Origin of the sequence: Arthrobacter horti, assembly GCF_030731045.1 — a bacterium.
GTDB lineage: Bacteria > Actinomycetota > Actinomycetes > Actinomycetales > Micrococcaceae > Arthrobacter_E > Arthrobacter_E nanjingensis.
In genome coordinates this window covers 19,186-32,284 of the sequence record NZ_JAVALS010000010.1, presented here as the reverse complement: position 1 = coordinate 32,284, position 13,099 = coordinate 19,186, and the positions used below count along the sequence as shown (strand labels likewise).

Here is a 13,099-nt window from a genome sequence, read left to right as displayed (position 1 = left end):
GTCCGCCCCGCAGACACGGCGAAGGCCGCTCACCCCACGGGGTGAGCGGCCTTCGCCGTTCCAGGAGAGGCTTCCGGGCCTCAGCGGTTCTTGAGGGAGTCGCGGATCTCGGTGAGGAGTGCGATCTGCGGATCGACGGCGGCCTCCTCCTCGTCTTCCTTGATGCCCAGCTTGGCGTTGCGGCGGGCGATCATGTGGTTCATGGGGACTACGATGACGAAGTAGATGGCTGCGGCGACCAGAACGAAGTTGATGATCGCGGCGATGACACTGCCGTAGGCGAAGCCCTCCCAGGTCATCCCGGCGAGGTCCTTGGCGTTGAACAGACGTGCGATGAGCGGGGTCAGCAGACCCTTGACGATGGAGTCGACAACGGCGCCGAAGGCGGCACCCATGACCACGGCCACCGCCAGGTCGACGACGTTGCCCTTCATGACGAAATCTTTGAATCCCTTGAGCATAGGGACAAGCTAACCCATAGAAGCGGCCGGCCGGTGGATGAAAGACGACTTATTGGCGAACGTGTCTCATCGTGTGACACCGTGCCACGGCCGGATTCCGGGGTTCGGGGCCGGCGCGGGACAGGCTCAGAGGTACCCCGGCGCGGCCGGGATCCCGAAGTAATCCTCCAGGTTCTTGATGCCCTTGCGGCGCATGTCCAGGGCTGCGGCCACACCGATGTATCTCAGGTGCCACGGCTCGGCCAGATAGCCGGTCACGTGCTCCTGGTCCATGCGGTACCGGACGATGAAGCCGAACTCGGCGGCCCGGGCGGCCGCCCACTGCGCGGCAGGCTGATCCGCGAAGCACGGCAGGAAGGCGCACGCCCCACCGCTGTCCTCCAGGTCGAACGCCCAACCTGTCTGGTGCTCGGAGAACCCCGGGCGGGCCGAGGCCGTGTCCGCGTCCGCGGTGCCGCGTGCCGCCGCGTAGGAGCCGTAGAGCCGCAGCTGCGTGGCGTGCGAGCGGTAGCCGCTGGCCAGGACCAGCCCCACACCATCGGCCGAGGCCGCGGCGAACATGCTCTCCGCGGCCGTCGCGGTGGTCGCGTTCACGAGGGCCAGCTCGCCGCTGGCGGAGGTGCTGACGGCGGGCTGCCGCAGATCCGGCGGCACGAAGTCCACCGGCCGCAGCGGCCGCCGTTTGTTGACCACCACCCAGGGGCTCCGTGGATCGTCGAAGGAGAAGTGCTTTCCGGGCAGGCTCAGGTACGGGGCCGGAGGTTTCGGCGGTGTGGTGATGGTGGGCCGCGCGGAGGGCGTGGCCGATGGCGAGCCCGACGCCGCCGGCGTGGGGGAGGCGGTGGTGCGCGCCGTCGTCGTACTCCCCGCTGAGGGGGCGGCCGACGGCGTGCAGGCCGAGAGGGCCGCCGCCCCGGCTCCGAGGAGTCCGGTGGTGAGGAAGGCCCTGCGGCGGGAGTCCATATCAGACCTTTCTGAGCAGCATCCTGCGGATCGAGTGGTCGGAATCCTTGGTGAGCACCAGCTGCGCACGGCCCCGGGTGGGCAGGACGTTCTGGACCAGGTTCGGCTCGTTGATGCTCTTCCAGATGCCGCGTGCGGTGCTCTCCGCTTCGGCGTCGCTCAGCGAGGCGTAGCGGTGGAAGTAGGACTCCGGCTGGGAGAAAGCGGTGGTGCGCAGCTTCCGGAAGCGGTCCACGTACCACTCCTCGATGAACTGGGTCTTGGCGTCCACGTAGATGGAGAAGTCGAAGAAGTCGGACAGGGCCAGGCCGTGGCGGCCGTCCTGCCGGATCTGGGCGGGGGCCAGGACGTTCAGGCCCTCCACGATCAGGACGTCCGGGCGGCGGACCACCACTTCCTTGTCCGGGACGATGTCATAGGTGACGTGCGAGTACCAGGGGGCGCGCACCTCCTCCGAACCGCCTTTGACGGCGGAGACGAAGCGCAGGAGGGCGCGGCGGTCGTAGGACTCCGGGAAGCCCTTGCGGTCCAGGAGGTCACGACGGCGGAGCTCGGCCAGCGGGTACAGGAAGCCGTCCGTGGTGATCAGCTCGACGTTCGGAGTACCGGGCCAGCGGCGGAGCATCTCCCGCAGTACGCGGGCGATGGTGGACTTGCCGACGGCCACGGATCCGGCCACACCGATGACGAACGGGGTGCGCTGCGTCTGCTCACCGAGGAAGGTGGTGGTGGCCGAGTGCAGCTGCCCGGCCGCCTCGACATAGAGGTGCAGGAGGCGGGAGAGCGGGAGATATACGTCACGGACTTCGGCCATGTCCAGGGGGTCGCCCAGGCCGCGCAGGCGGTCCAGGTCCTCCTGGTTGAGTGGCTGCTCCATCTGGGCGGACAACCTGGACCAGGTCTGACGGTCCAGCTCCACGAAAGGGGACGCGGTGTCCGTGGGGGTGTCCACTCGGTGCAAACTCACCTTAGTGATTCTGCCCCGAGGAGCGGTCAGAATGAAATGCACGGTGCCCGCCCGGTAGGCTTGTGCGCATGTGTGGAATTGTGGGATACACCGGTCGTTCCGCTGTCGCCGAGGGCCGCTCGGCACTCGGCGTGGTGCTGGAAGGTCTTCGTCGTCTTGAATACCGCGGCTACGACTCCGCGGGCGTCGCCGTGCTCGACGGGGGCGAAATCGCGGCCCGCAAGAAGTCGGGCAAGCTGGCCAACCTCCTGGGTGAGCTGGAAGCCGAGCCGCTGCCCGAGTCGCTGACCGGCATCGGGCACACCCGCTGGGCCACGCACGGCGGCCCCACGGACACCAATGCGCACCCGCACCTGGCGGACAGCGGCAAGCTGGCGCTCATCCACAACGGCATCATCGAGAACTTCTCCGACATCAAGCAGGAGCTCACGGCCCAGGGCGTCGAGTTCCTCTCCCAGACGGACACCGAGGTCGCCGCAGCCCTGCTGGGCCGCCTGTACCGCTTCCTGGCCGATGGCCCGATGCAGGGCGAGCCGGGCGCCGTCGTCCTCACCGAGGCCATGCGCCGCGCCTGCCAGCGCTTCGAGGGCGCCTTCACCCTCCTGGCGATCCACGCCGACGCTCCGGAGGCCGTCGTCGCGGCCCGCCGCAACTCCCCGCTGGTGGTCGGCCTGGGCGAGGGCGAGAACTTCCTGGGCTCCGACGTCTCCGGTTTCATCGACCACACGCGCCGCGCCGTGGAGCTGGGCCAGGACCAGATCGTCACCATCACCCCGGACAGCATGGAGATCACCGACTTCTTCGGCAACGCCGCGGAGGGCAAGGAATACCACGTGGACTGGGACCCGTCCTCCGCCGAGAAGGACGGCTACCCGTCCTTCATGGAAAAGGAGATCCACGACCAGCCGGACGCCGTGGCCAACACCCTCCTGGGCCGTGCCGACTCCCACGGCAACCTCACCCTGGACGAGCTGCGGGTGGACCCGGAGGTGCTGAAGTCCGTCAACAAGATCATCGTCCTGGCCTGTGGCACCTCCGCCTACGCCGGACAGGTGGCCAAATACGCCATCGAGCACTGGTGCCGCATTCCCACCGAGGTGGAGCTCAGCCACGAGTTCCGGTACCGCGACCCGATCGTGGACGAGAACACCCTGATCGTGTCCATCTCCCAGTCCGGCGAGACCATGGACACCCTCATGGCGGTCCGCTACGCCCGGGAACAGGGCGCCAAGACCGTGGCCATCTGCAACACCAACGGTTCCACCATCCCGCGTGAGTCCGACGCCGTGCTGTACACGCACGCCGGCCCGGAGATCGCCGTCGCGTCCACCAAGGCGTTCCTGGCCCAGATCACGGCCGCCTACCTTCTGGGCCTCTACCTGGCACAGCTGCGCGGCAACAAGTTCAAGGGCGAGATCAAGGACATCCTGTCCGACCTGGGCAAGATCCCGGCCAAGATCTCACAGATCCTGGAGCGCGAGGAGGACATCAAGTCCCTGGGCCGTGACATGGCGGACGCCAAGTCCGTGCTGTTCCTGGGCCGCCACGTCGGCTTCCCGGTGGCCATGGAGGGCGCGCTCAAGCTCAAGGAGCTCGCCTACATCCACGCCGAGGGCTTCGCCGCCGGTGAGCTCAAGCACGGCCCCATCGCCCTGATCGAGGAGGGCCAGCCGGTCTTCGTGGTGGTCCCGTCTCCGCGCGGCCGCGACTCCCTGCACGCCAAGGTGGTGTCCAACATCCAGGAGGTCCGCGCCCGTGGCGCCCGGACCATCGTGATCGCGGAGGAGGGCGACACGGATGTGACGGCCTACGCCGAGCACGTGTTCTACGTCCCGGAGACCCCGCCGCTGCTGGCCCCGCTGCTCACCACCGTCCCGCTGCAGCTCTTCGCCGCGGCATTGGCGGCGGCCAAGGGCTATGACGTGGACCAGCCTCGCAACCTGGCCAAGAGCGTCACCGTAGAATAACGCCATGATCGTAGGAATCGGCGTGGACGTGGTGGACATCGAGCGTTTCAAGCGGCAGCTGGAGCGCACCCCGGGGCTGCGTGAACGGCTCTTCGTCCCGGCGGAGCGCGAACTGCACGAGCGGTCCCTGGCCGCCCGGTTCGCGGCCAAGGAGGCGGTGGCCAAGGTGCTGGGTGCACCGGCCGGCATGAACTGGCAGGACTGCTGGATCGGCCTGTCCCCGGAGGGCCCCACCGTCCAGGTGAAGGGCACCGTGAAGGCCGTGGCCGACTCCAAGGGCATCAAACACTGGCACCTCTCCATGAGTCACGACGGCGGCATCGCGACCGCCATGGTCGTGGCGGAGCGCTGACCCCACAGCCGACGATGAACGGTGCCTATTCCGCGGATCAGGTGCGGGCCGCTGAGCGGCCCGCCCTGGACGCCGGGATGGGCGCCGTTCTCATGTCCCGGGCCGCCTTCGGGCTGGCCGTGGCCGTGCAGCGGCTGATCCGTCAGCGGAGGGGCGGCCTCTACGGCGCGCGGGCCGTGGCGCTGGTTGGAAAGGGCAACAACGGCGGCGATGGCCTCTGGGCGCTGGCCAATCTCGCCCGCCGCGGCGTGGCCGTCAGCGCGGTCCTGGTGGACCGGGAGGCCCACGCGGAGGGGCTTGCCGCGCTGCGGGCGGCCGGCGGGCACGTGCTGTCGTTGCCTGGAGTCCCAACTGGTCGGGAGTATCTGTCGTTTCAGGACCCTCAAAGCGACAGATACTCCCGACCAGTTGGTGTCGGTGAGGGGGTCGAGGTCTGCTGCCGCGCCGATGTGGTGATTGACGCGATCCTGGGCACCGGCGCCCGGGGCGGGCTGCGCGGGCCGGCGGCTTCCCTGGTGGGCGCGCTGGCCCTGGCACAGGCCGGGCAGGACGGCTTCCCGCCGGTGGTGGCGTGCGACGTGCCCAGCGGTGTGGATCCGGACACCGGGGAGATCCACGGGCCCGTCTTGTATGCCGAGCTGACCGTCACGTTCGCCGCCGCCAAGGCCGCGCTGTTCCTCCCGCCTGGGGCGCGGTGCGCCGGCCGGGTGGAGGTGGTGCCGATCGGCGTGGAGGAATCGCTGGGGGAGCCGGTCCTGGGACGCCTGGACGCCGGCGAGGCGCGGGCGTTGCTGCCGCGGCCCTCGGCGGACGGCCACAAATACACGCGGGGCGTGCTCGGCGTGGTGGCCGGTTCCGAGGAGTACCCTGGTGCCGCGCTCCTGGCGTGTTCCGCGGCTCTGGCCGCCGGGGCGGGCATGGTCCGGTACTACGGCCCGGCCTCGGTGTGCGCCGTGATCAATGCGGTGCTTCCGGAAGTGGTCTGTCATTCTGGCACGGCTGTGCCAGAAAAGCGCCTGCCCGGTCGCGTGCAGGCCTGGCTCTTGGGATCCGGGGTGAGTGGCGACGAGCAGCTGGACCGTTGCCGTGCCGCACTCGGCTCAGGCGAGCCGGCCGTCGTGGACGCCGGGGCGCTGGACCTGGTGGGACCCGGGACGGACCGCCCGGAGCTGATCCTGACCCCGCACGCCGGGGAACTCGCGCTCCTCCTGAGCCGTCTCGGCACGGAGTGGAACCGTGAGGAGGTTGAGGCCCGGAGCCTCGCGGCACTGAGCGAAGCCGTGGAGAGCACGGGCGTCACGGTGCTTCTGAAGGGGCCGCAGACGCTGGTGCGCTCTCCTGGCGGCCTCGGCTACTCCCAGGCCGACGGGACGCCATGGCTCGCGACGGCGGGCAGCGGGGACGTCCTGGCCGGAGTGCTCGGTGCGCTGCTGGCGCAGGCCGCCTCGGCTGAGGGGGCGGACGACGACGGTCGCTGGGCGCGCGTGGCCGCGCTGGCCGCCGTCGTGCATGGACGGGCCGGAAGAATCGCCTCCGGTGAGGCGGCAGGAGGTGTCGGCCGCCCGCTGACCGCCCGCGATGTGGCGGCCGCCGTGCCGCTGGTGTGGGACGACATACGCACCGGCCGGTAGCCGGGCCGTCACGCAGATGCTGTAGCTTGGCGCGCAGGGCCGGAAACGTGGGCCGGGGAGTCGAGGAGGAGTGCGCGTGGAACGTGTGATTCATCATCAGGTGTGGCCGGGCAAGGCGTATCCCTTGGGCGCCACCTACGACGGCGCGGGAACCAACTTCGCGCTGTTCAGTGAACGGGCCGAGGGCGTGGAGCTGTGCCTCCTGGACGAGGACGGCACCGAGCAGCGCATCCCCCTCACCGAGGTGGACGGCTATGTGTGGCACGCGTACCTGCCGTCGGTGAAGCCGGGCCAGAAATACGGCTACCGGGTGTCCGGTCCCTACGATCCTGCCCACGGCGACCGCTTCAACCCGGCCAAGCTCCTCCTGGACCCCTACGCCAAGGCCGTGGCCGGGGAGATCGACTGGGATCCGGCGGTGTTCTGCTATGACCACGCCGATCCGGCCAGCCGCAATGACCAGGATTCGGCGCCGCACATGATGCTGGGTGTCGTGGTGAACCCGTTCTTCGACTGGGCGGGCGACCGTGCGCCGGGTACCCCGTATCACGCGAGCCTGATCTACGAAGCCCATGTGCGCGGGCTGACCATGCTCCATCCGGAGGTGCCGGACGAGCAGCGCGGCAGCTACGCTGGCGTCGCGCATCCGGCCGTGATCAAGCACCTGCAGGAGCTGGGGGTGACGGCGATCGAGCTGATGCCCGTGCACCAGTTCGTCAACGACTCCGTCCTGCAGGACAAGGGGCTGGCGAACTACTGGGGCTACAACACCATCGGCTTCTTCGCCCCGCACAACGGGTATTCGGCCAGCGGCGACCACGGGGAGCAGGTCCAGGAGTTCAAGGCCATGGTGCGGGATCTGCACCGGGCCGGCATCGAGGTCATCCTGGACGTGGTCTACAACCACACGGCCGAGGGAAACCACTTGGGGCCCACCCTGTCCTTCCGGGGCATCGACAACGCGGCGTATTACCGGCTGATGGACGATGACCCGCAGTACTACATGGACTACACGGGCACCGGGAACTCGCTGAACGCCCGGAATCCGCACTCGCTGCAGCTGCTCATGGACTCGCTGCGGTACTGGGTCACGGAGATGCACGTGGACGGGTTCCGCTTCGATCTGGCGGCCACGCTGGCCCGCGAATTCTACGACGTGGACAAGCTGTCCAGCTTCTTCGAACTGGTCCAGCAGGACCCGGTGGTGTCCCAGGTCAAGCTCATCGCGGAGCCGTGGGACGTGGGGCCCGGCGGGTACCAGGTAGGCAATTTCCCGCCGCAATGGACCGAGTGGAACGGCAAATACCGGGACACCGTCCGGGACTTCTGGCGCGGTGAGCCGGCGACGTTCGGCGAGTTCGCGTCCCGGCTGACGGGCTCCGCGGATCTGTACGAGCACTCGGGACGCCGCCCCATGGCGTCCATCAACTTCGTCACCGCGCACGACGGTTTCACCCTGAAGGACCTGGTGTCCTACAACCAGAAGCACAACGAGGCCAACGGCGAGGAGAACCGGGACGGGGAGTCCCATAACCGGTCCTGGAACTGCGGCGTGGAAGGTCCCACGGACGATCCCGCCGTTCTGGCGCTGCGCTCGCGGCAGCAGAGGAACCTGCTGGCGTCGCTCCTGCTGTCTCAAGGCGTGCCCATGATCCTGCACGGCGACGAGCTCGGGCGGACCCAGCAGGGCAACAACAACGCCTACTGCCAGGACTCGCCGCTCAGCTGGGTGCACTGGGACGCCGTGGATGCCGGGCTGGTGGAGTTCACCGCCGCCGTGAGCAAGCTGCGCCATGAGCACCCGGTGTTCCGCCGCCGTCGTTTCTTCGACGGCCGGCCGGCGGCGACGTCGGAAGGCGAGTGGCTGCCCGACGTCGTCTGGCTGGACACGGACGGGACGCAGATGACGGACGATGACTGGAACAACGGCTTCGCCCGGACCCTGGCGATGTTCCTCAACGGCGGCGCCATCCAGGCGCCGGGGGAGCGGGGCGAGGAGATCCTGGACGACGACTTCATGCTCTGTTTCAACGCCCACGACGACGAGGTGGACTTCCGGCTCCCAGGCGAGAACTTCGCGGTGAGCTGGACCCCGGTCCTGGACACCTCCGGCGCGGAGTGCAGGGGATCCCACGCGGCCCGGGCCACGGTGAAGGTCCCGGCCAAGTCCATGCTGGTGCTGCAGGGCTGGCGAGGGTAGCGCTTCTCTCCGGCGCTTCCCCGCGAGAAGCCACGTATGCACAGTGTTTTCGGCTGGGACCGTGCGTACGTGGCTTCTCGCGAAGGGACTACTTGGACAACGACGCCGCGCGGGCGGACGCCTGCTCGCGGATGGTTGTGACCTTGGCCAGCTCACTGGCGTGCTGTTCGACGGCGGTGGTCAGGTAGCGGGCCAGGACCTCGTCCAGGCGGGGAACCAGGTTGGTCTTGTCACGGCAGGTGACGTCGGCGACGGCGAGTTTGCGGGCTTCGGGCGGAGAAGAGACGTCGCCGGCAGATATCGTCGCGTTGATCGCGACCGAATAGGCGTTGCTGGGGGCCTTCAGGTTTGGGTACCCGGACTCGTTCATGCACGCGGACCATGCCTGCAAGGACTCCGCGATGGCGGGGTCCTGGTGGGCGGAGTGAGTCGCAGGCATCACGATTTCCATACCAGCGCCCAGCGCACGGTCCACATTCGTAAATCCGTACACGGCCATCAGGCCTTCGCCACGGCAACCTTTGGAGAAGTCCGGTGTGACGCCTCCGGCATCTGCCGGATCAATCCCCAGATATGCCTTGAGCATGGACCGATCGGACGTCGTCCGGACACCTGACTCGCTGCCCGCGGATGTTTCGTAGCCGGTCAGCCGAGCTTGCTGGACGGTGAGTGCGCTGAATCCGTACAACGACGAAGTCATGTCATTGAACTGGTCGGCTTGCCCGCTACCCGCGAATCCAGGGAAGCCTGCGGACGTCATACAGGCATAGCTGACCTTCATCCGCGCGTCGAACACCGCCTTCGGTTCCTGGATGAGGTTCATGACCTCATCCATCACCCCGGGCTTCGCCGTGGCTGCGGGCTCGACTCTTTCGAATGCCGCCTGGGATGCTTGTGGCCCGGGTACTGCATCGCTGTGCGGGGCGATCGTCCCGGCGGTCACGGCCGCGACCGCTCCCAGTGCCAGGATTCCAAGGCCCCAATTCCTTGTCTTCATGATTGCCTCTCGGTGGTGGATTCAGGAGCTCTTCGTGGACAGCAGGCCGTGTTCGTACGCGAACGCGACCAGCTGGATCCGGCTCTTCAGCCGGAGCTTGGTGAGGATGTTCCCCATGTGGGTCTTCACGGTGGCCTCGCCCAGGAACAGGCCCGCCGCGATCTCGGCGTTGCTCTGCCCGCGCGCCGCGGCCAGGAACACCTCCTGCTCGCGCTCGCTCAATCCGTCGAGGACCGAATGGTCCGCCTCCGGGGGCGTCAGATAATCCCGCAGCAGCTCGTTGCTCGCCTTCGGGGCCATGACGCTGTGCCCGGCATGGACCGTGCGAATGGCTGCGAGCAGGAACTCCGGCGTGGTGTCCTTGGTGAGGAAGCCGGCGGCTCCCGCCTGGATGGCGCGGACCACGGCCTCGTCGTGCTGGATGGTGGTCAGGACGATCACCTGCGGATGAGGCCCGTCGCCGGACAGCATCCGCCGCGTGGCGGTGATGCCGTCCAGCTTCGGCATGCGGATGTCCATGAGCACGACGTCGGGGCGGAACTCCGCTGCCATGCTCAGCGCCGCTTCGCCGTCCACCGCCTCGCCCACCAGCTCCAGATCGGGCTGGCTGCGCAGGATCATCTTCAGCCCGGCGCTGAAGAGCGGCTGATCGTCCACCAGGGCCACCCGGATCGGTGGGTTCGGCCCCGAGAGGTTCGCGTCGCTCATGGCAGCACCGCCGTCACGGTGAAATGGCTCGCCGCGGGACCGGCATGCAGGGAGCCACCCAAGGCCTCCGCCCGCTGCCGCATCCCTGCGATGCCCAGGCCGCGGCGCTCCCCAAGGGACTTCGGTTCCCGCCCCGGGTCCAGCACGGAGACCACCTCCAGCTCCACCCCGCCGTCGTGATGTTTGGAGATCCTCACATGGGCGCCCTGCGCGCGCTGGCCGTGGCGGAACGCGTTGGTGAGCGACTCCTGGACCACGCGGTAGACCGCCAGCTGCTGTGCGGGCGACAGCACGACGGCGTCCTGCTCCAGCCGGACCGGCATCTCGCTGCCGCGGAAGCGTTCCAGCAGCTCGGGCAGGTCTTCGAGGCCTGGAGCGGGTCCGTCCTGGTCAGGACCGGATTCCAGGAGATGGCGCACGTCCCGGAGTGCCGTCCGGGCGACGGAGGCGATGACACCCGCCGACTCCTGGGCCGTTTCGGGTTCCGTCGCCGCGATGTACCGGACCCCGTCCGCCTGTGCGGCGATGACGGTGAGCGAATGGGCCAGGATGTCGTGCAGTTCGCGGGAGATCCGTTCGCGTTCGTTCTGCAGTGCGAGGGTGACGGCCTGCGCTTGCACTGTCGCCTCGGCCTCCTGATGAGCCGCCTCACTCGTCCCGGCGCGGTGGACTATCAAGGCCGCGCCCCATGCCGCGAGGCACAAGCACACGGCTGAGAGGAAGAGGAATGTCGCGTATACGGCCAGGCGGAGCCGCCCGAAGCCGAAGGCCGACGGAAGCACGTTGTTCATCCAGGTGACGTCTCCCACGCAGGCGACCGCGATCAGAGCGGACAGGACGACGCCGGCCAGCGCGGTCGACATCGGCGGTGCGGACAGCAGCGCCGCGGCCTTCCGGAGGTTCGACGGCGCTGGACGGCCCGCCGTCGTCGTGCGCGCTGAGCGCTTCAGCTGCGTGAGGGTGGTGACGAACAGCAGCAGCGGAATCGCCACATACGCCCACACCCCGGAGACGAACGGCGGCGGGACAACCCCCAATGACTGTCCCGCCACCGTCAGCCCGGCGAACGCCAGTGCTGTCCAGGGGGCCAAAGGCGCGGCCGCCACAGCGGCGCTCAAGGCGATGGTGACGCTCAGGCTGCGGTCGAAGCCGTGCCCCTCCACCGGGAACGCGCCGATCAGCACGAACAGTGCCGCAGCACCCGGAGCCCAGAGAAGCCAGGAGGCACGAAGCCAGGGGGCACGGAGCCGGGAGCCGGAGCCGACCGGGGTTCCCGAGAGTGGCCGCTTCCTGAGAGCGGTATCCGAGGAAGCCTGAAGCGAGCTGATCATGGGATTCAGCGTAGGGGAGCGGACAGGCCGAAACCGGCCGATCGGTACGCGTTCATCCGGGCGGTGGAGAGGAATCCACCCTGCGGCGCTCTGGTGCCGGCCCCGGCCCTCCCGCGAACCGCCATTTGATCGCAGTCGTGCCGCGCTGGACTGCGATTAAATGCGCTCTCGGCGCACCCAGGTCTCGTTCCTCGACCGGGGACCCCTGCGCCTTCCGCTTGTTTCGCGGGAGGGGTGGGAGGATGAGCGGGTGAGCTACCTTGCATCCCCTCAGCGTTACGAGACCATGCCCTACCGCCGGGTGGGCCGCAGCGGATTGAAGCTGCCCGCCATCTCCCTGGGCCTCTGGCACAACTTCGGTGACGACAAGAACTTCGAAACCCAGCGCGCCATCCTGCGCCGCGCCTTCGACCTGGGCGTCACGCACTTCGACCTGGCCAACAACTACGGCCCGCCGCCCGGGAGCGCGGAGAGCAACTTCGGCCGCCACCTGGCCGAGGACTTCCGCCCCTACCGGGACGAACTGGTCATCTCCACCAAGGCCGGCTATCACATGTGGGAGGGCCCCTACGGGGAATGGGGCTCCCGCAAGTACCTGATCTCCAGCCTGGACGCCTCCCTGAAGCGCATGGGCCTTGAGTACGTGGACATCTTCTACAGCCACCGTCCGGACCCTGAGACGCCGCTCGAGGAGACCATGGGAGCCCTGGACTTCGCCGTCCGCTCCGGCCGAGCCCTCTATGCCGGCATCTCCTCCTACACCCCGGAACAGACCCTGGAGGCGGCCCGGATCCTGAAGGAACTCGGCACTCCACTCCTCATCCACCAGCCCAGCTACTCGCTCCTGAACCGCTGGACGGAGGACGGTTCCCCCAATCTTTATGAGGCCCTGGACGAGGTCGGCGCCGGCTGCATCGCCTTCTCCCCGCTGGCCCAGGGCATGCTCACCGACCGCTACCTGGACGGCGTGCCGGCGGACTCCCGTGCGGCCCAGGCGCGCTTCCTCAGCGCCGATTCCCTCACCGACGAGAAGATGACACGGGTGCGCGGTCTCAACGCCATCGCCTCCGGGCGTGGCCAGAGCCTGGCGCAGATGGCCATCTCCTGGATCCTGCGCGAACAGCCCAAGGGCTCCTCGGTGACGTCGGCCCTTGTGGGAGCCTCCAGCGTCGCCCAGCTGGAGAACACCCTCGGCGCCCTGGAGAACCTCGCCTTCACGGCCGGGGAACTGCAGGCCATCGACGAGTTCGCGGTCGAGTCGGACATCAACCGCTGGGCACCCAAGGCGCACCGGCAGGGCTGAGCGGCGCCACGGCGGACGACGACGCCGGCCCACCGGCCGCCGTCGTCCGCCCCAGGCCGAGCGGACGCGCCCGAGGCGGGTGCCGCCGTCGTCCGCGTTCCACGATGTGGACGGTGGACTAAAAACGGACTGTGCGGTGTTGTCCCTTTGCCGGGCGGTTTTCTGACCGCTCGGGCGTTTTCGATAGACTGCTTGAGCGCTCCGGCTCCGAAAGAGGGG

Annotated in this window: 11 protein-coding genes; 5 read left to right on the top strand and 6 right to left on the bottom strand. The window is 68.5% G+C overall.

What is annotated here, in order from left to right; genetic code table 11:
- Positions 1-80 precede the first annotated feature (80 nt).
- The 3 genes from mscL to coaA form a co-directional block, all read right to left on the bottom strand.
- Positions 81-461, bottom strand: a complete 381-nt coding sequence (gene mscL, locus Q9R02_RS12815) for a large conductance mechanosensitive channel protein MscL (protein ID WP_305997090.1) — start codon at positions 459-461, stop codon at positions 81-83.
- 126 nt (positions 462-587) lie between these two features.
- Entirely contained in the window at positions 588-1,424 is an 837-nt protein-coding gene (locus Q9R02_RS12810) for a M15 family metallopeptidase (protein WP_305997089.1), read from the bottom strand.
- Between the two features lies 1 nt (position 1,425).
- On the bottom strand, positions 1,426-2,301 hold the full coding sequence (coaA, locus tag Q9R02_RS12805; RefSeq protein ID WP_305997163.1) for a type I pantothenate kinase: 876 nt from the start codon (positions 2,299-2,301) through the stop codon (positions 1,426-1,428).
- Positions 2,302-2,459: 158 nt separating this feature from the next.
- Between coaA and glmS the strand changes: the two genes are divergently transcribed.
- The 4 genes from glmS (at position 2,460) to glgX (ending at position 8,541) form a co-directional block, all read left to right on the top strand.
- The gene (gene glmS / locus Q9R02_RS12800; RefSeq protein WP_305997088.1) at positions 2,460-4,358 is read left to right on the top strand and encodes a glutamine--fructose-6-phosphate transaminase (isomerizing); all 1,899 of its coding nucleotides are present in this window, start codon (positions 2,460-2,462) and stop codon (positions 4,356-4,358) included.
- A 4-nt stretch (positions 4,359-4,362) separates the two neighbouring features.
- Positions 4,363-4,710 carry a holo-ACP synthase gene (locus tag Q9R02_RS12795; RefSeq protein ID WP_305997087.1) on the top strand — a complete coding sequence of 116 codons (348 nt, stop codon included), beginning with the start codon at positions 4,363-4,365 and terminating at the stop codon, positions 4,708-4,710.
- Between the two features lie 14 nt (positions 4,711-4,724).
- On the top strand, positions 4,725-6,341 hold the full coding sequence (locus Q9R02_RS12790; protein ID WP_305997086.1) for an NAD(P)H-hydrate dehydratase: 1,617 nt from the start codon (positions 4,725-4,727) through the stop codon (positions 6,339-6,341).
- A gap of 76 nt (positions 6,342-6,417) precedes the next feature.
- Complete coding sequence (gene glgX, locus Q9R02_RS12785) at positions 6,418-8,541, top strand: glycogen debranching protein GlgX (protein ID WP_305997085.1); 2,124 nt, start codon at positions 6,418-6,420, stop codon at positions 8,539-8,541.
- Positions 8,542-8,629: 88 nt separating this feature from the next.
- On the opposite strand, the gene Q9R02_RS12780 is transcribed toward glgX, so the two are convergent.
- The 3 genes from Q9R02_RS12780 to Q9R02_RS12770 all read right to left on the bottom strand — a co-directional run bounded on the left by Q9R02_RS12780 (position 8,630) and on the right by Q9R02_RS12770 (position 11,577).
- Entirely contained in the window at positions 8,630-9,364 is a 735-nt protein-coding gene (locus tag Q9R02_RS12780; RefSeq protein WP_305997084.1) for a hypothetical protein, read from the bottom strand.
- Between the two features lie 195 nt (positions 9,365-9,559).
- The gene (locus tag Q9R02_RS12775; protein WP_305997083.1) at positions 9,560-10,246 is read right to left on the bottom strand and encodes a response regulator; all 687 of its coding nucleotides are present in this window, start codon (positions 10,244-10,246) and stop codon (positions 9,560-9,562) included.
- Positions 10,243-11,577, bottom strand: a complete 1,335-nt coding sequence (locus tag Q9R02_RS12770; protein ID WP_305997082.1) for a sensor histidine kinase — start codon at positions 11,575-11,577, stop codon at positions 10,243-10,245. Before Q9R02_RS12770 ends, Q9R02_RS12775 begins: the two co-directional genes overlap by 4 nt.
- A gap of 286 nt (positions 11,578-11,863) precedes the next feature.
- On the opposite strand from Q9R02_RS12770, the gene mgrA reads away from it, so the two are divergent.
- Complete coding sequence (gene mgrA / locus Q9R02_RS12765; RefSeq protein ID WP_425279278.1) at positions 11,864-12,880, top strand: L-glyceraldehyde 3-phosphate reductase; 1,017 nt, start codon at positions 11,864-11,866, stop codon at positions 12,878-12,880.
- Positions 12,881-13,099: the final 219 nt, after the last annotated feature.

Excerpts from the sequence above, each read along its gene's own strand:
- mscL (WP_305997090.1), bottom strand. The coding sequence starts at position 461 with ATGCTCAAGGGATTCAAAGATTTCGTCATGAAGGGCAACGTCGTCGAC.
- Q9R02_RS12810 (WP_305997089.1), bottom strand. The coding sequence starts at position 1,424 with ATGGACTCCCGCCGCAGGGCCTTCCTCACCACCGGACTCCTCGGAGCC.
- coaA (WP_305997163.1), bottom strand. The coding sequence starts at position 2,301 with ATGGAGCAGCCACTCAACCAGGAGGACCTGGACCGCCTGCGCGGCCTG.
- glmS (WP_305997088.1), top strand. The coding sequence starts at position 2,460 with ATGTGTGGAATTGTGGGATACACCGGTCGTTCCGCTGTCGCCGAGGGC.
- Q9R02_RS12795 (WP_305997087.1), top strand. The coding sequence starts at position 4,363 with ATGATCGTAGGAATCGGCGTGGACGTGGTGGACATCGAGCGTTTCAAG.
- Q9R02_RS12790 (WP_305997086.1), top strand. The coding sequence starts at position 4,725 with ATGAACGGTGCCTATTCCGCGGATCAGGTGCGGGCCGCTGAGCGGCCC.
- Q9R02_RS12780 (WP_305997084.1), bottom strand. The coding sequence starts at position 9,364 with ATGAACCTCATCCAGGAACCGAAGGCGGTGTTCGACGCGCGGATGAAG.
- Q9R02_RS12775 (WP_305997083.1), bottom strand. The coding sequence starts at position 10,246 with ATGAGCGACGCGAACCTCTCGGGGCCGAACCCACCGATCCGGGTGGCC.
- Q9R02_RS12770 (WP_305997082.1), bottom strand. The coding sequence starts at position 11,577 with ATGATCAGCTCGCTTCAGGCTTCCTCGGATACCGCTCTCAGGAAGCGG.
- mgrA (WP_425279278.1), top strand. The coding sequence starts at position 11,864 with ATGCCCTACCGCCGGGTGGGCCGCAGCGGATTGAAGCTGCCCGCCATC.